Origin of the sequence: Larkinella punicea, from assembly GCF_003334855.1 — a bacterium.
Lineage (GTDB): Bacteria > Bacteroidota > Bacteroidia > Cytophagales > Spirosomataceae > Larkinella > Larkinella punicea.
Map to the genome: position 1 here is coordinate 69,042 of NZ_QOWE01000003.1, position 17,220 is coordinate 86,261.

Annotated in this window: 16 protein-coding genes; 12 read left to right on the top strand and 4 right to left on the bottom strand. The window is 52.1% G+C overall.

Features of this window, described 5'->3' with window-relative positions; genetic code table 11:
• Nucleotides 1-102: 102 nt before the first annotated feature.
• The 5 genes from DUE52_RS03840 (at nt 103) to DUE52_RS03860 (ending at nt 4,424) form a co-directional block, all read left to right on the top strand.
• Nucleotides 103-447 carry a nuclear transport factor 2 family protein gene (locus DUE52_RS03840; protein ID WP_114404651.1) on the top strand — a complete coding sequence of 115 codons (345 nt, stop codon included), beginning with the start codon at nt 103-105 and terminating at the stop codon, nt 445-447.
• Nucleotides 448-575: 128 nt separating this feature from the next.
• Nucleotides 576-1,568, top strand: coding sequence for an SDR family NAD(P)-dependent oxidoreductase (locus DUE52_RS03845; RefSeq protein ID WP_114404652.1), 993 nt, complete (start codon nt 576-578; stop codon nt 1,566-1,568).
• A 316-nt stretch (nt 1,569-1,884) separates the two neighbouring features.
• Nucleotides 1,885-2,703 (top strand): helix-turn-helix domain-containing protein, encoded by an 819-nt coding sequence (locus DUE52_RS03850; RefSeq protein WP_114404653.1) that lies wholly within the window; start codon nt 1,885-1,887, stop codon nt 2,701-2,703.
• 42 nt (nt 2,704-2,745) lie between these two features.
• Nucleotides 2,746-3,792 carry an MBL fold metallo-hydrolase gene (locus DUE52_RS03855; RefSeq protein WP_114404654.1) on the top strand — a complete coding sequence of 349 codons (1,047 nt, stop codon included), beginning with the start codon at nt 2,746-2,748 and terminating at the stop codon, nt 3,790-3,792.
• Nucleotides 3,793-3,794: 2 nt separating this feature from the next.
• Nucleotides 3,795-4,424, top strand: a complete 630-nt coding sequence (locus DUE52_RS03860) for a hypothetical protein (RefSeq protein ID WP_114404655.1) — start codon at nt 3,795-3,797, stop codon at nt 4,422-4,424.
• 72 nt (nt 4,425-4,496) lie between these two features.
• On the opposite strand, the gene DUE52_RS03865 is transcribed toward DUE52_RS03860, so the two are convergent.
• On the bottom strand, nt 4,497-5,261 hold the full coding sequence (locus DUE52_RS03865) for an SDR family NAD(P)-dependent oxidoreductase (protein ID WP_114404656.1): 765 nt from the start codon (nt 5,259-5,261) through the stop codon (nt 4,497-4,499).
• Nucleotides 5,262-5,363: 102 nt separating this feature from the next.
• The gene (locus DUE52_RS03870) at nt 5,364-6,269 is read right to left on the bottom strand and encodes a helix-turn-helix domain-containing protein (RefSeq protein WP_114404657.1); all 906 of its coding nucleotides are present in this window, start codon (nt 6,267-6,269) and stop codon (nt 5,364-5,366) included.
• 207 nt (nt 6,270-6,476) lie between these two features.
• On the opposite strand from DUE52_RS03870, the gene DUE52_RS03875 reads away from it, so the two are divergent.
• The 3 genes from DUE52_RS03875 (at nt 6,477) to DUE52_RS03885 (ending at nt 10,228) form a co-directional block, all read left to right on the top strand.
• A complete protein-coding gene (locus tag DUE52_RS03875; RefSeq protein WP_114404658.1) occupies nt 6,477-8,207 on the top strand; it encodes a serine hydrolase in 1,731 nt (576 codons plus the stop codon).
• 29 nt (nt 8,208-8,236) lie between these two features.
• Complete coding sequence (gene corA / locus DUE52_RS03880; RefSeq protein WP_114404659.1) at nt 8,237-9,187, top strand: magnesium/cobalt transporter CorA; 951 nt, start codon at nt 8,237-8,239, stop codon at nt 9,185-9,187.
• A 195-nt stretch (nt 9,188-9,382) separates the two neighbouring features.
• Entirely contained in the window at nt 9,383-10,228 is an 846-nt protein-coding gene (locus tag DUE52_RS03885) for a mechanosensitive ion channel family protein (protein WP_114404660.1), read from the top strand.
• A gap of 194 nt (nt 10,229-10,422) precedes the next feature.
• Here the strand turns inward: DUE52_RS03885 and DUE52_RS03890 are convergent, their stop codons facing one another.
• The gene (locus DUE52_RS03890; RefSeq protein WP_165840856.1) at nt 10,423-11,277 is read right to left on the bottom strand and encodes an endonuclease/exonuclease/phosphatase family protein; all 855 of its coding nucleotides are present in this window, start codon (nt 11,275-11,277) and stop codon (nt 10,423-10,425) included.
• A gap of 191 nt (nt 11,278-11,468) precedes the next feature.
• Between DUE52_RS03890 and DUE52_RS03895 the strand changes: the two genes are divergently transcribed.
• The 4 genes from DUE52_RS03895 to DUE52_RS03910 all read left to right on the top strand — a co-directional run bounded on the left by DUE52_RS03895 (nt 11,469) and on the right by DUE52_RS03910 (nt 16,648).
• A complete protein-coding gene (locus tag DUE52_RS03895; RefSeq protein ID WP_114404662.1) occupies nt 11,469-11,996 on the top strand; it encodes a (2Fe-2S)-binding protein in 528 nt (175 codons plus the stop codon).
• Between the two features lie 4 nt (nt 11,997-12,000).
• Nucleotides 12,001-13,011, top strand: coding sequence for an FAD binding domain-containing protein (locus tag DUE52_RS03900; RefSeq protein WP_114404663.1), 1,011 nt, complete (start codon nt 12,001-12,003; stop codon nt 13,009-13,011).
• Complete coding sequence (locus DUE52_RS03905) at nt 13,008-15,239, top strand: xanthine dehydrogenase family protein molybdopterin-binding subunit (RefSeq protein ID WP_114404664.1); 2,232 nt, start codon at nt 13,008-13,010, stop codon at nt 15,237-15,239. The genes DUE52_RS03900 and DUE52_RS03905 overlap by 4 nt, the downstream gene beginning before the upstream one ends.
• Nucleotides 15,240-15,307: 68 nt before the next feature.
• On the top strand, nt 15,308-16,648 hold the full coding sequence (locus DUE52_RS03910; RefSeq protein ID WP_114404665.1) for a DUF6600 domain-containing protein: 1,341 nt from the start codon (nt 15,308-15,310) through the stop codon (nt 16,646-16,648).
• Between the two features lie 93 nt (nt 16,649-16,741).
• On the opposite strand, the gene DUE52_RS03915 is transcribed toward DUE52_RS03910, so the two are convergent.
• Nucleotides 16,742-17,212, bottom strand: a complete 471-nt coding sequence (locus DUE52_RS03915; protein ID WP_114404666.1) for a YdeI/OmpD-associated family protein — start codon at nt 17,210-17,212, stop codon at nt 16,742-16,744.
• Nucleotides 17,213-17,220: the final 8 nt, after the last annotated feature.

Below are 17,220 nucleotides of genomic sequence, written 5' to 3' on the forward strand. Positions count from 1 at the left end.
CCGTTCCCCTAAAGGGGACTTTCAAATCAGGTGTGTTTCCGTCCAAGTCCCCTTTAGGGGAACGGGGCAAAAAGACGAAAGTCCTAACGAAAAAACCACAGGATGGAGACGAATAAAGCAACTCTGGAAAAGGCAAACGCAGCGATCATCCAGGGCGACCACGAGGGTTTTCTGGCTCATTGCACAGAAGAGACTGTATGGGCCTTTGTGGGCGATAGGACGTTGAAAGGCAAGGAAGCCGTTCGACAATGGATGGCAACGGCCTACGCGGAACCGCCAAAATTCAGGGTCGAAACCATCATTGCCGAGGGCGATTATGTGACCGCCATTGGCAAAATCAACCTGAAGGACGACGATGGGAAAACCGCCTTCTATGACTACTGCGACGTCTGGCGATTTCGCAACGGTTTAATGGACGAGTTAAAAGCGTTTGTCATCAAACCCTAGATAAGCTGAAAGCACCCTATAAAAACCACCGGCCTTTTAAACAAAGTATATTCGGACGTTTAAACAAAGTCGCTCAGAACCGCCCTGCCTAATTTTGTCCCAACAAAAACAATTAACGGTTTTAAATCATGGGACAAACAAATGATCAGGGCGCGTTGCAGCAGCCGATCGGTTCAGGATTCAACGCTACCACCACGGCCAGTGACGTTATCAAAGGCATTGACCTGACCGGCAAAATCGCCATCGTAACCGGGGGGAACACCGGCATCGGTCTGGAAACCACCAAAACACTGGCAGCCGCCGGAGCCACAGTCATCGTTCCGGCGCGGGACACCGAAAAAGCAAAGAGAAATCTGGCCGGCATTCCCCGCGTCGAACTGGAAACGATGGACTTGATGACTCCGGCCTCCATCGACGCCTTTGCCGAAAAATTCCGGGCATCGGGTCGGCCGCTTCATCTGCTCATCAACAATGCGGGCATCATGTGGGTGCCGCTGCGCCGGGATAGTCGGGGGATCGAATCGCAACTGGCTACCAATTACCTGGCCCAGTTTCAGCTTACCGCCCGGCTTTGGCCCGCCCTCAAAAAAGCCAATGGCGCCCGCGTGATCAACGTTTCCTCGCACGGGCATCAATTCGCGCCTTTCGATTTCGATGACCCCAATTTTCTGAACCGCGACTACGAAACGCTGCAAGCCTACGGGCAATCGAAAACCGCCAGCAATTTATTCGCCCTTGAACTCGACAACCGGGCCAGCGCCTTCCACGTTCGGGCCTATTCGTTGCACCCCGGTTCCATCGGTGGCACGGAATTGGGTCGGGAAGCACCCCTGGAGCTGTTTCAGCAAATGGGATTTCTGGATGCCGACGGGAATATGCTGCCGGAAGTAGCCGCTTCCCTCAAAACCGTCCCCCAGGGGGCGGCCACAACGGTTTGGTGTGCCACCAGTCCCTTGCTCGATGCAATCGGCGGGGTATATTGCGAAGATGCCGAAGTCGCCGGGCTGGCTTCCGACACCGAAATGTCAACGGGTGTAAAACGCTACGCAGTGGATGAAACCCTTGCAAAACGCCTGTGGAACTGGAGCGAGGAAATGACCGGAATTACATTCGATGTTTAGGGACTCCTTCTCTGATCGACAGCGGACAGCCCTAATGGCCCGAAGCGTTTTGGTTATTAGTATTCAATTTCCTTTTATTTAGGCTCTGTTGCCCCGTCAGGGGCTCAACAGCGGAGCGTCGCCGGGCCGCCGTAGCGGTAGAAAAGAATAACCCATTGTTCCGGCGTGCCGTCAGGTACGCGACTGCCAGGTATACAATGTTGCGTGCCTGACGGCACGCCGGAATACGGGATAACCGAATTGGCCTACCGACGCTCCGTTGTTTATTCCCTACGGGAATGGATCAGATATTTCATCCAATTAAAGCAAAAAAAACATGGACTATCAGGCCAAATACATCACCGACGATATCAAACTTTCCTGGTATGAAGATCGGTTTTTCAAGTCGGACATCCTGTTCGACCACCACATGCTGATCTGGTTTATTTCGGGGGAAACCAAAATTGTGCAGGCCGATGCCACCTACTTTTTTAAGAAAGGCGATATTTTTTTAATTCCCAGAAATCAACTGGCAACGATCATCAATTATCCGAAAGACGGCCAGCCGCATAAAACCGTCGTCATGCATTTGACAACCACCAGATTGAGGGATTTTTACGCCAGCCTGCCGGTGAAACCCAGCGCTTCGGAATCGCAGAAAATCTATGGATTCAGCAACCACCCGTTGCTGGAAAGCTGTCTGGCTTCCCTGGTTCCGTATTTCGACATGACGGATCTTCCCGAAACGATTGCCGCGTTGAAAATCACCGAAGCCATCCACATTCTCCGGGCGATAGACCAGGGCATCGACCACGTATTGGCCAATTTCGAGGAACCCGGTAAAATTGATCTGGTCGGCTATATGGAAAAGAATTTTATGTTCAATTTGCCGCTGGAAAAATTTGGCTACCTGACCGGCCGCAGCCTGACCACCTTCAAACGGGATTTTGGCAAAGCGTTCAATACCACACCGCAGCGGTGGCTTACCCAAAAGCGGCTGGAACTGGCGCACTACCAGTTTATCGAAAAAAAGAAGAAACCGATCGATGTTTGCTACGAAGTGGGGTTCGAAAACCTTTCACACTTTTCGTATGCATTTAAAAAGCATTTTGGGTATGCGCCAACCACTTTGCTGGGGCAAGCAGCAGGTCACTAACAGGATTTGCGTAAGGAGTCGTCACCAATAATTTTCAGAAAAATGGTAACAGCATTGCTATTGATCCTCAAGCGGTTTTTTGCCAAAAGAAAATTGCCAACCATTCAAAGCTACACCTCCAATCCGGCATTATCAACCCTGATGCCGGATTGGTTAGGCACGCCTTTGGACCAGAATGGATTCTTCATCAACTACGAATATCCAACGGTAATCAGTTACAGCGCCGTCCTTAAGTTTATGCTGGAAAGAAATCCGCAGCGGGAAGTGAAAAAAAAGGATACCTGGCGAATAACCGTTCATAAAAAAGAGGATTGGCTTTCGGAATTATCCGATAAAATTGTGTGGCTGGGACACGCCAGTTTTTTTATTCAGCTATCCGGTATTCGCATCTTGATTGACCCTGTTTTCGGGAAGTTGCCGGTTGTGAAACGCTATTCGGAGTTGCCTGTGGAGCCGGAAAAATTCCAGAACATCGATTATGTATTGGTTTCCCATGCACACTATGACCACTGCGATAAAGACAGTATCAAGACCATCGCGCGTAATAATCCGAAGGCCCGGTTCCTGGTGGGCTTGAAGCTTGATGAACTCGTGGCCAAATGGGTTACGAACCCGATTCAATCGGCGGGTTGGTATCAGCAGTATCAACTTACTGACACTTTGAAGATTACGTTTTTACCGTCCCGGCATTGGGCCAACAGAAGTCCTTTTGATGTCAACACCAGCCTTTGGGGTGGGTTTATGATTCAATCCGAAACGAAAACCGTTTATTACGGGGGCGATTCAGGTCATGGTTCACACTTTAAATCCATTGGTGCGCTTTTCCCGACCATCGATGTGGCTTTGATCGGCGCGGGGGCTTATTCGCCAACGTGGTTTATGGGGCAGCATCATCAAGACCCCTACAAGGCCGTCGATGCTTTTCATGCCACGGGGGCGAAGACATTCATTCCTTTTCATTACGGAACGTTTGACTCTGCCGATGAACCGATGGGAGAACCCGAAACGGTGTTGAAAAATCTTTACGCGGAAGGCAAAATCAATAATCAACTCAGGATTTTAGCGTTAGGAGAACCTTTTCTGGTGTAAGAATGAGATCACTTTATCAAAAAGCACGTTGGTCAATCTGTGTTTTTTTCGTCGGGGCTTCCATCGCCAGCTATGGACAGGATCGTATGCAGAAAGATAAAAAATGGTTTATCGTTTTGCCGCTGCGGTTTACGCAATTACAGGATCAGACGACGATGCTGAGTGGGGTCAAAGTGGGTCGGACCATCAACGACCGGTTTCAGGCTTCGCTTTCCATCTATCACTCCTTTTATTTGACGAATTTCCGAGCCCCGGCTAACCTCGACGGATTTGATAAACAACCCCGTCTTTTTATCAATGGGGTAGGGACGGAGCTCGCGTATTATTTCCTGAAAGGCCCTCGATTCGCTTCCAGCCTGGAACTCCTCCTGGGTTGGGGCTTTCTAAAATACGATTTGAAAGACCGGAACTTTACGAGCAGGCAAGTCAATTATGTGGCGGTTGAACCCGTACTCAACACCGAATACAGACTCAACACGACAACGTTAATCGGTCTCGGAATTGGCTATCGGCCTATCTTCAGCAACCGGTCCATCGCCTATTCGTCTACGGTTTCAACAGGGGAACTTCCGATCCAAAAAGCATTTCCCAATGGCGTCAATGTGGTTGTAACGCTGAAAGGATTATTATAGGAACACGGATTCCGCGGATCAAAACGGATATTCTTCCGTTAAAATCCGTTCAATCCGCGGAATCCGTGTTCCTCAAAGATTCTGACCGCCCGACACTTCGATTCGCTGGGCATTGATCCACCGGGCTTCTTCCGTACAGAGGAAGGCCACAACCCCGCCGATGTCGTCCGGAAGTCCAACCCGGCCCAGGGCGGTTAAACCGGCAATGTGCTGATTGACCTGCGGGTTGTCGCGCGTTACGCCACCGCCGAAATCGGTTTCGATGGCGCCCGGTGCTACGGTGTTGACGGCAATGCCGCGTGCGCCCAACTCTTTTGCCAGGTAGCGGGTCAAGACCTCGATGGCCCCTTTCATGGACGCATAGGCCGAATAACCGGGTAGGCTGAACCGGGCCAGCCCCGTCGACAGGTTGATGATCCGGCCACCGTCCTGGATCAGGGGCAGCGATTTTTGGGTCAGAAAAAAGACGCCTTTCAAGTGGATGTTCATCAATTGATCGAAGGCTTCCTCCGTCGTTTCGGCAAACGAGCCGTAGAGTCCAATACCGGCATTATTGATTAAAAAGTCGAAGTGATCCGTAGCAAAGGTGTCGTGTAAAACCGCCGATAGGTCGGTGAAAAAACCGTCGAAGCTTTTGACGTCGCCGGTATTGAGTTGCAGGGCAGCCGCTTTCCGACCGGATTGTTCAATGTCGGCTACTACGGTCAAAGCTTCTTCTTTTTTGCTGTTGTACGTCAGAATGACGTCGATTCCTTTTTGAGCCAGACGCAGGGCCATGTTTTTACCCAATCCCCGGCTTCCGCCCGTGACCAGGGCTATTTTACGTTGTGATTCCATTGTTGTTTTTTGTTTCATTTGACTGAAACAAAAGTAGGGGGTCGAAGCAGCGTGCGGTTTGCAAGCATCAATCCATCCTTTGCGAAATTCAAATCAGAGGGTTTAGGATCGAAAGGCGATGGGGGCGAAGGTGGTCTGTTTTTTGAAAAAATTAGAGAAGTGAGCCACTTCCTCGAATCCCAGCGAATACGCAATTTCGGAAATGTTCCAGTCGGTTTGCTTCAACAGGATCTTGGCTTCCTGAACGATCCGGCTGCTGATGAGGTCTGTAGTGGTTTTGCCGGTACTTTCTTTCAGCACTTTGTTCAGGTGATTGACGTGAACCGCCAGCCGTTCCGCATAATCTTTGGCCGTTCGCAGGCTGAGTTTCTGGTGCGGGGATTCGATCGGGAACTGCCGTTCCAGGAGTTCGATGAACAAAGACGACACCCGGGCCGAGGCTGTGTGTGACGGATAGAGGGCGGTTTCGGGTTGCAACTTTTGTCCGTAATGAATCAGTTCGAGGACGTAATTTCGCAGCAGATCGTATTTAAAGGCATAATTGGAGGCCAGTTCCTTGTCCATTTTGCGGAAAATATACGCGATGTCTTCCGACGCTTCGTCAGTAAGCTGAAAGATGGGATAACCGCCGGGCTGAAAGATCGGGAGATCGTCCAACACCACCCCGCTTTTGGTCGGTACCAGAAAATCGGCGGTGAAAATGCAGAAGTGACCCGCCTGGTTTTCGTCCTGCGGAACCCAGTGATACGGTATTTTTGGGGTGGCAAAGAGCAGAGCATTCTTCTCGATATGAATTACTTTATCCGCATACTCAGCTCGGTTCCGCCCGCTGATGTGGCTGATTTTGTAATACGCCCGCCGGTTGTAGGGCATCACCGGTTTTACTTTAAGCTGAGCCGCGACCTCATCAATTTTGAAAACATTGAAATGACCGATCTCTTTGCCGATTCCTTCGGGGACCAACGACGCAATTTCGTTATAGAATCCTTCCAGTGTGGTGATTGTCATGGGTGCGCTGGTTTGCGAAATTCAAATGTACAAAGGATGGCGGAGATTTTTTTGCCCAAACCGGTTGGTGTTTGCCGGGCGTTATTTTGGATAAAAGGCTTACCATCCGTGGAGTAACTTTGTCAAATTCAAACAGAATGGAGTAGATTTGACAATCGCTCCGTCAGCGACCTTCCTCCTTCATTTTAACCACTTCCCAACAAGCTCATGAACACACGATTTACCACCCGACTCCTTGCCGTTGTTCTCACGGTTTTGATGGTTCCGTACGCCTTCGCCCAGAAAAAGGCGGAGAAAATAGAGGAACTCATGCGCCAGTACGTCGAAAACCGGCAGTTTAACGGAACGGTGCTGGTGGCCGAAAACGGCAAAGTGATTGTGAAGAAAGGCTACGGCCTGGCCAACATGGAGTGGAACATTCCGAACACGCCCGACACCAAATTCCGGCTGGGCTCGGTCACCAAGCAGTTTACGGCTTTCCTCATCATGCAACTGGTCGATCAGGGGAAATTGAAAGTCAGTGAAAAAATTACGACCTACCTGCCCGATTATCCCAAAGCGACCGGCGATAAAATAACCGTTCACCACCTGCTCACGCATACGTCGGGCATTCCGAACTACACCAATTTTCCCCGGTTTTTTGAAACCATGAGCCGCGACCCGTACGCGCCTGAAGCGTTTGTGAAGAAGTTCTCGGATCTGCCGCTGGATTTTGAACCCGGTTCCAAATTTTCCTACAGCAATTCCGGCTATTTTCTGCTGGGCGTTCTCATCGAAAAAGTAACCGGCAAACCGTACGCGACGGTTTTGCAGGAGGGTATTCTCACCCCGGCGAAACTGAAGGATACAGGCTACGACCTGTCCGGCCCGATTCTGCCCAAACGGGCGGCAGCCTACGAAAAACGGGGGGGCGGTTATGTCAATGCGCCCTACCTGGACATGACGATTCCGTATGCCGCCGGGTCGCTCTATTCGACCGTGGAGGATCTGTATCGCTGGGATCAGCTTTTGTATACGGATCAATTGCTCTCAGCGGCTTCAAAAAAAGCCCTTTTTACGCCCGCGCTGGCGCATTATGCCTACGGTTGGGGCGTGGGTAACGCGAAGATTGGCCAGCGGAAAGACAGTGTTCTGATCGTTTCGCACGGCGGAGGCATCAACGGGTTCAATACCCAGTTTACCCGGATTCCCAACGACAAACACACGGTTATTTTACTGAATAATACCGGCGGAACGGTTTTGGGTGCCATACAGGCCAATATTCTGAATATCCTGTACGACCAGCCCTATGAGAAACCGAAAAAATCAATCGCGACGGCCCTCCGGCAAACCCTCGCGACGGCATCGCTGGAAAAAGCCCTCCAGCAATTTTTGCAGTTAAAAACGGACAAAGCCTATTCACTGAACGAAGACGAAATGAACGAATTGGGCTACGATTTAATGCGGGAAGGCAAAATGAAGGAAGCCCTGGCGGTTTTTAATCTCAATGTGGAAGCGTATCCCCAGTCGTCTAATGTGTATGACAGCCGGGGCGAAGCATACCTGAAAAACGGCGATAAAGAACTGGCCATCAAGGATTATAAGAAATCCGTGGAACTGGATCCGCGCAACACCAACGGCGTTGAAGTACTGAAGACGATGGGCGAAAAGGTAGCAGGTCCGAAGGATGCGACGGTGTCGGCCGAAATCCTCGAAAAATACGTCGGTAAATACGAGCTGGCGCCGACTTTCAGCATTACCGTGACCCGGACGGACACGCAACTGTTTGCGCAGGCCACCGGTCAGGACCGTTTTGAGCTTTTTCCGGAATCGGAAACCAAATTTTACCTGAAAGTGGTCCCGGCGCAGGTGACGTTCGTGAAGGACGAAAAAGGGCAGGTGACCCAATTGGTGCTTCACCAGAACGGCCGCGACATTCCGGGCAAGCGCATTCCTTAAATGATTGTTTAGAGATGTAACCGTATTCTATGATTCGCATATTCCAACAGGATGAAGCCGCCGTTCGGAAGGTTCGGGATATTGACTCGTTTTCCGATACCGAGCGCACCCTATGGGTTGATTTACAGAACCCGACGCGTGAAGAAACCAAGAGCGTAGAAGATAAATTTGACGTTAATTTCCAGACGCAACAGGAGCAGTCCGAGATCGAGAGCAGTTCGCGCTACATCGAGGAAGACGATTTTATGATTGCGAACTCCAATTTCATGGTTCCCGACAAGGAACAGATGTATGTGACGGTGCCGGTCAGTTTTATGCTGAAAGACGAGACGCTGTTTACGTACCGGAACGCCGATCTGAAATCGTTTGCCGATACCGTCAAACGGATCAAATCGCGCCGGTCGATGTTCAACGACGGGGCGCAGATTTTGATCACGATTTTCGAATCCCGGATCGATTATGACGCCGATTTGATCGAGGTGGTGTCGCTGGAAATCAAATCCATCAACCGTCAACTGGATCTGGAAGCCAACCTGGATCGGGAAATGCTTTTGAAAATCAACGACTATCAGGAGCTAACGATGTCGATTCGGGAAAATGTGGTCGATAAACAGCGCGTGATCACCTCGATGATTCGCAGCGACGGCTGGTTTACGGATGATGAGCAACAGCGGCTCCGGACGCTGATCAAAGACATCAATTCCCTGATCGACCACACCAATTTCATCTTCGAACGGCTGGAGTTTTTGCAAAATACTTACCTCGGTTTGATCGACCTGGAGCAAAACCGGATCGTCAAAATCTTCACCGTCGTGTCGCTGGTTTTTCTGCCACCGACCTTGCTGGCGAGCATCTGGGGAATGAACTTCGCCAACATGCCGGAACTGAGCTGGCAGTTGGGCTATCCGATCGCGCTGGGTTCCATCGTCCTGTCGTCGCTGGTAACCTTATTGATTTTCAGACGAAAAAACTGGCTATAAACTCAGATTTTTCTCCCTAAATCCCTTAAAGGGGACTTGGACACAGCTTAAACCGCATGCAAAAAAGTCCCCTTTAGGGGATTTAGGGGCAAAAAACGAAAGCCTTTAACCCATCTGGAACGAATAAATATTCATTAACCTGTTACTTTTCGGGGTTGTCTGCTTCTTAACTGTAGAAACTAAAACTACAACTGCATGGAACCCTCCCAATCGTCCTTTCAAAATGTTATCGACCAGATCGTCGCGTTCGCTACGCTATACGGTTTCAAAATTCTGTTGGCCATCGTTATTCTGATTGTCGGCCTGTGGCTGGTCAATCAAGTGGTAAAAATGCTGTCGACGGTGATGAACAAGCGGCAGGTCGACCGGGATGTTCAGCCTTTTCTGCTGTCGCTGGTCGGTGCTATTTTAAAAGTGCTGGTGTTGCTGAGTGTGGCCAGTACGCTGGGCGTCGAAACCACCTCGTTCGTGGCCATCATTGGGGCAGCCGGTTTGGCGGTCGGTCTGGCGCTTCAGGGGAGTTTAGCCAATTTTGCCGGTGGCGTGCTGATTCTGACGTTCAAACCGTTCCGGGTGGGCGATCTCATTACGGCTCAGGGCTTTACGGGCAATGTGGAAGCCATTCACATTTTCAACACCATTCTGGTAACGCTCGACAACCGCACAATCATTCTGCCCAACGGAGCACTGTCAACGTCGCCGGTAACCAATATTTCCGGGAAAGGAACGATCCGGGTCGATATGGTTTTTGCCGCAGGAAATTCCAATGCGGTCGATGCGGTCAAAGCGTCGATCAAACGTGTGGTGGATGCTTGCCCGACGGGACTAAAAAACCGGGAACACGACATTCTGGTGACCAAATTGACCGAACTGGCGTTTCATTTCGACGTCCGGGTCTGGTGCAACAGTGCCGATTATTGGGACACCTATTACTTTGTTCACGAAGGCATCGCCCGTCAGTTTGGCAAAGACGGCATCAAAGGGCCGGAACCGAGTGTTACGGTGATTGGCGATTTTAGCTCGGTCGGCAAGCTGAAATAACGCACATCAGGCGTTTTTGGCCGCATAGCGGACGGATGTTTGTAGAAAAAGCACATACCCATACACCCGCGTGCCTCTGGGTACGCAAGTTAGGAGTCACGTACCCAGAGACACGTGCGAGGGATTAGTTGAGCTACTTTTTCTACAAACATCCCGTGCCGATGGCACAGCATCAATCGATCAATTCCAAAACTTTAATAAGTCAGTCGACTCAAAACCGGCCAGTGGTCGGAAATAAAAACCTGATCTTTCAGAATGGGCAGGTAATCATGGCGTTGCACCGCTACGTCCGGGCCGACAAAAATAAAGTCAATCACCGGGCCGCGCTGGTCGGTTTTGAAGTTGTTGAATGTACTGGTGCCGCCGGTATGCGGGTTTTCAGACAGACTTTCCGTGTTGGTGAGTTTGAACGTCGAATCACTCGTCAGGGTCTTGATGGAAGGCGACGCGTCGGGCGTGTTAAAGTCGCCGGTCAAGATTACCGGAAGATCGTTGCTCAATTCTTTGATCTTGCTGATGAGCAGTTTCGCGCTGTTCTGGCGGGCGGTTTCGCTGATGTGGTCGAAGTGTGTATTGATCACAAAGACTTGACTTTCATTGCGTTTATCCTGAAAAACCGCATAGGTGGCAATTCTTGGCAATGCCGCATCCCAGGATTTGCTGCCCGGCACCTCGGGCGTTTCGGAGAGCCAGAAGGTGCCTTGTTTCAGTACCTCAAATTTCTGTTTGTTGTAGAAAATGGGTGAAAACTCCCCCTGGGTTTTTCCATCGTCACGACCCACGCCAACCCAGCCATACGCTGGCAATTGATCCTGTAAATCAGCGATCTGTCCCGCGAGTGCTTCCTGCAAACCGGCAAAATCGACCTGATAAGCGGTGAAAACATTGGCGGCTATTTCCTTCCGGTTCGGCCAGGCATTCAAACCGTCCTGTGGCGTGTTGTAGCGAATGTTAAACGACAGCACATTCAGCGGAAACCGGGAAACCGTCTGGGCTGAAACGCCCGACAGAGTACCGAAAAGTAAGACAAAAAATAGTCCTAATCTCATAGGGGTGCGGATTTGGTTTGATCGCGACGAAGTACGCCGTCGCCAACCGGAAAACCAACCAAACCGGATTTTATTTCGCTGGCGGACCAAACCTCGTCTGGTGGTTTCAGGCCGGAGCCTAATAATTGGACGCATTTCCCAACATTTACGCCGTTGTCCTGCTTAATCTGGTACGTTATGAACCACGCACTATGCAAACAACCCTATCCCCCGAATCCAGAACGAGTTTGGCAACGCCATTGCCGGAAAAACACGCCGTCAAGCTCACCATCAACGGCACCGTTCACCACCTGGAACTAGCACCGTGGACGAGTTTACTCGATGCCCTCCGCGAATACCTGCACCTGACCGGCACGAAGAAAGGCTGCGATCATGGCCAGTGCGGAGCCTGTACGGTGCTGGTCGATGGCAAACGGATCAATTCCTGCCTGACGCTGGCCGTTATGAAGGATGGTTCCGACATTACCACCATCGAAGGACTGGCCGATGAGAGCGGCCTGCATCCGTTGCAAACCGCCTTTATCGAACACGATGCTTACCAGTGTGGCTATTGTACGCCCGGTCAAATCTGTTCGGCGGTCGGACTGATGCAGGAAGGCCGTGCGAAAACCGCCGATGATATTCGGGAATTGATGAGTGGTAACATCTGCCGCTGTGGGGCCTATCCCCACATTGTCGACGCCATTCAGGAAGTAATGCAACTTGACCCCAACGCCTGACGCTATGAACAGTTTTTCGTATGCCCGACCCAGCGACATCAGCATGGCCGTAGGCGAACTGGTCACCCATGAGGGAGCCAAATTTATTGCGGGGGGAACCAACCTGCTCGACTTGATGAAGGAAAACGTCGAACAACCCAACCGGCTGGTGGATATTAATCGTCTGGAATTGAGTGCGATAGAAGATATTGAAGACGGTGGTCTTCGACTCGGTGCTTTGTTGACGAATGCCGATACCGCGTATCATCCGGTCGTCGAAAGCCGGTATCCGCTGTTGTCGCGGGCCATTCTGGCGGGAGCTTCGGCGCAGTTGCGCAACATGGCCACCAACGGCGGCAATCTGTTCCAGCGAACCCGCTGCTATTATTTTTATGATCTGGCAACGCCCTGCAACAAGCGCGAGCCGGGTTCCGGATGCGGAGCCCTCAATGGTTATAACCGGATTCACGCCATTCTGGGAACCAGCGATCAGCAGCCTGAAACGACCTGCATTGCGACTCATCCTTCGGATTTGTGCGTAGCCCTTTCGGCCCTCGATGCTGTCGTTCGGGTGACCGGCCCAAAGGGCGAGCGGACGATACCGTTTGCGGATTTTCACCGGTTGCCCGGCGATGAACCCTGGCGCGACAATACCATTCAGTCGGGAGAGCTAGTTACGGCCATCGATCTGCCCGCCAAAGGATTTTCGGACTATTATGCATATATCAAAATTCGCGACCGGCAATCATACGCTTTTGCGCTGGTTTCGGTAGCCGTTGGTCTGGAGATTGAAGATAACCGCATCACCGACGCCCGGATTGCGCTGGGCGGTGTGGCGCACAAACCCTGGCGCAAGCCCGAGGCAGAAGCCATGCTGGTAGGTCAGATGCTTTCGGAAGCGAATTTTCTGTCAGTGGCCGAAGCCCTTCTGGCGGGAGCCAAAGGATATGGACACAATACGTTTAAAATCGAACTGGCCAAACGCGCCATTGTCCGGGCGTTGAAACAGGCCGCTAAACTCGAACCCGCATCATGACACCATACATCGGAAAACCCATAAACCGTGTCGACGGTGTAGCCAAAGTCACGGGAAAAGCAAAATATGCTGCTGAATACAAAGCTGCGGACCTGGCGCATGGCTGGGTGATTTCCAGTTCCATTGCGAAAGGAAAAGTTACCCGTATCGATGCGGAAGCGGCACTTCAACTACCGGGCGTGATTCAGGTGTTTTCGCACGAAAACCGCCCCAGTCTGGCCTGGTTCGACATGAGCTACAAAGACCAGGATGCGCCACCCGGTTCGCCCTTCCGACCGTTGCGCGATGCGACGGTGAAATACAGCGGTCAGCCGGTGGCTTTGGTCGTGGCCGAAACGCTGGAATTGGCCCGGTATGCGGCTTCGCTGATTCGGATCGAATATGAAGAAGAAGAACACGAAACGGCGCTGGAGCACAACCTGCACCGGGCGAGGGAGCCAAAATCGGGCGTCGCCACTTTGCTGAAACCGCCACCGCCCAAACCGCGCGGTGATTTTGAAAAAGACTTCCGGGCGGCAGCGGTGCAGGTTTCGGGGACGTATGTTCATTCTGCCGAGCACCACAACCCGATGGAGATGTTTGCCACCACGGTGGTGTACGAAAAAAACAACAAGCTGACGATTTACGACAAAACGCAGGGGGCACCCAACAGCCAGTTATACGTTTCGCAGGTATTTGGCATTCCCTTCAAGGATGTCCGGGTTATTTCACCTTATGTCGGGGGCGGTTTTGGTGCCGGTCTGCGTCCGCAATACCAGTTGTTTCTGGCGGTTTTGGCCGCCCGTGAACTCAAACGATCGATCCGGGTTTCGCTCACACGCCAGCAGATGTTTACGTTTGGCCATCGACCGGCCTGCGTTCAGCAGGTCTCGCTGGGTGCTTCGGCGGAGGGAAAACTGGAGGCCATTCGGCACGACGCTGTCGGGGAAACTTCTCAATTTGAGGATTATACCGAAATTGTCGTCAACTGGGCGGGGATGCTGTATCCGGCTCAAAACGTGACGTTGACTTATAATCTGGTGCCTTTGGACGTCTATACACCGATCGACATGCGCGCACCGGGTGGGGTAACCGGCCTGTCGGCCCTGGAATGTGCCATCGATGAACTGGCGTATAAAGCGGGCCTGGATCCCGTTGAATTCCGTCTGAAAAACTACACGGAACGGGACATGAACGAAGACCTGCCGTATTCGAGCAAGGAATTGCGGGAATGTTTCCGCCAGGGTGCCGAGCGGTTTGGCTGGGCGAACCGAACCCCCGAACCCCGTTCCATGCGCAATGGTCATACGCTGGTCGGCTGGGGCATGGCCACCGGTATTTGGGAGTCGATGCACATGCCCGCGCGGGCCGAAGCCGTGCTGACGGTCAACGGGAAACTCCGGGTCAGCAGTGCCACCGCCGACATCGGAACCGGCACGTATACGATCATGACCCAGATTGCCGCCGACACCCTCGGTATGCCCATAGAAGACGTTATTTTTCGACTGGGCGATACTGATATGCCCCTGGCACCCATTCAGGGCGGTTCCTGGACGGCAGCCACGGTAGGTTCCGCCGTGAAAGTGGCTTGCGAGGATTTGGGGAAAAAGCTCTTCAAAATGGCGCAGAAAATGAAGCAATCGCCATTTGCTGATGTGAAACTGGATGAGATTGTTTTTGAGAATGCCCATATTCGCCTGAAAGCCGATCCTTCGGTAGCGGTTTCGCTGCTGGACATTGTAGGAACGAACGGCGGGCGGGCCGTCAGTGAAACGTCAACGTCGTTGCCGAATATGCTGGAGCAACGCAAGTATGCCCGGGCGGTTCATTCGGCGGTTTTTGTGGAAGTGGAAGTCGATGAGGATTTTGGAACGGTTCGGGTGACCCGGGCGGTGACGGCCGTGGCGGGGGGGCGAATCCTGAATCCTAAAACCGCCCGGAGTCAGATCATCGGCGGTATGGTTTGGGGCATCAGCAAAGGACTGGAGGAGGAAAGTGTGATGGATCACCAGTTTGGGCGGTTTATGAACCATTCGCTGGCCGAATACCACGTTCCGGTCAATGCTGACATTCAGGATCTTGATGTGATTTTTGTCGAAGAAACCGATACCATTGTAAATCCGCTGGGCGTAAAAGGACTGGGCGAAATCGGGATTGTCGGGATGCCGGCGGCCATTGCCAATGCGGTTTTTCACGCTACCGGAAAACGGATTCGGAGTTTGCCCATTACGCTGGATAAACTATTATAAAGTAGATTTAAACCTTTGGTTCTTTCGTTTATCAAAGAAGCAGTTCTACTTTTAACGTCCGACGGGCCATGAAAACACGACGAATCATACCGGCTTTTGGGTTGATGATTTTCTTTTTAATCGCGCTGGCGATGCCTCAAAAAACGATGGCACAACCGGGCGTGGATATGCCAGTGGAGTCCTTCTACGACGATCTGGCTCCCTATGGACAGTGGACCCGGAACCCGACGTATGGTCAGGTCTGGATGCCGGATGTGCCGGGTGATTTTCAACCCTATGCGACCAATGGACATTGGGCGGTAACGGAATATGGCAACACCTGGGTGTCGGACTACGACTGGGGCTGGGCACCTTTTCACTACGGACGCTGGCTGTTCGATGACTATTACGGACGCTGGGTCTGGGTTCCGGACAGCGAATGGGGACCGGCCTGGGTGAGCTGGCGTTCTGGTGGGGGCTACTACGGCTGGGCTCCGCTCGGGCCGGGCATGAGCATCAATGTGAACATCAACCTTCCGTTCAATTACTGGACGTTTGTGCCGCAGATGTACATCACCAGCCCGCGCGTTTACAGCTATTGCATTCCCAGAACCCGGGTCGTCAACGTCTATCACAACACGACCATCATCAATAACGTATATCGCTACAACAACCGCTCTTACGGCTACGGCCCGCGTCGGGATGAGATGGAACGCTATACCCGGCGGAGTGTACCCGTATACCGGGCCAACGATATTGCGAGTCGTGGCGCGTATGGAGCGCGGGGTGGAAACGGAAATTCCAATCGGGGTGATAACCGGGGAAGTTACAACGGAAATGGCAATTACAACGGCAATAACCGGGGTGAGGTAGCGGGTAACTACCCGAACTCAAACCGTTCGAACCGCTATGACAATGACCGGAATGGAGCCAATCGGGGTGACAATTCGATGAACCGCAACGACGGTTTTAACAACCGGCCTAATTCGGATAATGCTAACCGCCCGGATTATGAAAATCGGTCCAATTCTTCGAATTCAAACCGTCCGGATTTTGATAATCGGTCGAACTCCCGCCCTTCAAACCGTCCGGATTTCGACAACCGGTCCAGTTCCGGATCAATGCCAAACCGGGTGGAAAGCCCTTCCGAAAACCGTGCGAACCGCAGCTACAATCCGGGCGCGAATTCTCCGTCGGTCGAGCGCCGGGCCGAAAGCCGGAGTTATCCCCAGCCGGATCAGTCCAGCCAGCGTTCCCGCTGGTCGGGTGGTGGAGGCAGTGAAAGTGCTCCGCAACGGGTAGAACGGCCCCAGGGCCAGGGAGGTCAGTTTCAGCAACGGACTCCCAGTCAGCCGCCCCGCCAGTATCAGGACCGTCAAAACTCTTCCAATCGCGGTGAGGGCGGTGGTGGCCGTCGCGGTCCGCAGTAACGATAAAAACGCCAACGAAGCGGTTACGAACAGTCTAACGCACGGTTCGTAACCGCTTTTTTATTGTACATCCTGTCGCGACAGAATTTTATCTTATTTTGTTTTCAACCGGTCGATCATCATGATGGCGCGATCCACACGGATCTGGACGTTTTTGGCTCCGTCGATGTAATACATGATGCTACGTTGTTTGCCGGGCGTGAGGGCCTGAAAATACCGGTTTCCTTCTTCGTCTATAGACAGCAACTCCTGTAGTTCTTCCGGCATTTTTCGGCCATATTCACTTTCATCTTTCCAGATTGCCGCCTTCACGGTGTCGCCCAGCCGTACTTTGAGCTGCTGCCGGATAGGGGTTCCGATGCTGATCATAAACGACCCGTCGCCTTTGGGCCGGAGGGCACAATGAAACTCAACAGTGCCGTTGAGCAGGCACATGATGCGTACCGCCGACTTTTGCGTAAACTGCTGCACCACCTCATCCGGAACACCAATGTAGTGCGCTCCGATTGCGTTTGTAAATCGCTCGATTACAGCCTCAAAACGAACGGCATCGGTGGGTTCCATACGAAAGC

Coding starts and splice junctions, on each gene's coding strand:
- DUE52_RS03905 (WP_114404664.1), top strand. CDS start 13,008: ATGACACCATACATCGGAAAACCCATAAACCGTGTCGACGGTGTAGCC.
- DUE52_RS03870 (WP_114404657.1), bottom strand. CDS start 6,269: ATGACAATCACCACACTGGAAGGATTCTATAACGAAATTGCGTCGTTG.
- DUE52_RS03890 (WP_165840856.1), bottom strand. CDS start 11,277: ATGAGATTAGGACTATTTTTTGTCTTACTTTTCGGTACTCTGTCGGGC.
- DUE52_RS03845 (WP_114404652.1), top strand. CDS start 576: ATGGGACAAACAAATGATCAGGGCGCGTTGCAGCAGCCGATCGGTTCA.
- DUE52_RS03840 (WP_114404651.1), top strand. CDS start 103: ATGGAGACGAATAAAGCAACTCTGGAAAAGGCAAACGCAGCGATCATC.
- DUE52_RS03910 (WP_114404665.1), top strand. CDS start 15,308: ATGAAAACACGACGAATCATACCGGCTTTTGGGTTGATGATTTTCTTT.
- DUE52_RS03915 (WP_114404666.1), bottom strand. CDS start 17,212: ATGGAACCCACCGATGCCGTTCGTTTTGAGGCTGTAATCGAGCGATTT.
- DUE52_RS03850 (WP_114404653.1), top strand. CDS start 1,885: ATGGACTATCAGGCCAAATACATCACCGACGATATCAAACTTTCCTGG.
- DUE52_RS03860 (WP_114404655.1), top strand. CDS start 3,795: ATGAGATCACTTTATCAAAAAGCACGTTGGTCAATCTGTGTTTTTTTC.
- DUE52_RS03875 (WP_114404658.1), top strand. CDS start 6,477: ATGAACACACGATTTACCACCCGACTCCTTGCCGTTGTTCTCACGGTT.
- DUE52_RS03885 (WP_114404660.1), top strand. CDS start 9,383: ATGGAACCCTCCCAATCGTCCTTTCAAAATGTTATCGACCAGATCGTC.
- corA (WP_114404659.1), top strand. CDS start 8,237: ATGATTCGCATATTCCAACAGGATGAAGCCGCCGTTCGGAAGGTTCGG.
- DUE52_RS03895 (WP_114404662.1), top strand. CDS start 11,469: ATGCAAACAACCCTATCCCCCGAATCCAGAACGAGTTTGGCAACGCCA.
- DUE52_RS03865 (WP_114404656.1), bottom strand. CDS start 5,261: ATGGAATCACAACGTAAAATAGCCCTGGTCACGGGCGGAAGCCGGGGA.
- DUE52_RS03900 (WP_114404663.1), top strand. CDS start 12,001: ATGAACAGTTTTTCGTATGCCCGACCCAGCGACATCAGCATGGCCGTA.
- DUE52_RS03855 (WP_114404654.1), top strand. CDS start 2,746: ATGGTAACAGCATTGCTATTGATCCTCAAGCGGTTTTTTGCCAAAAGA.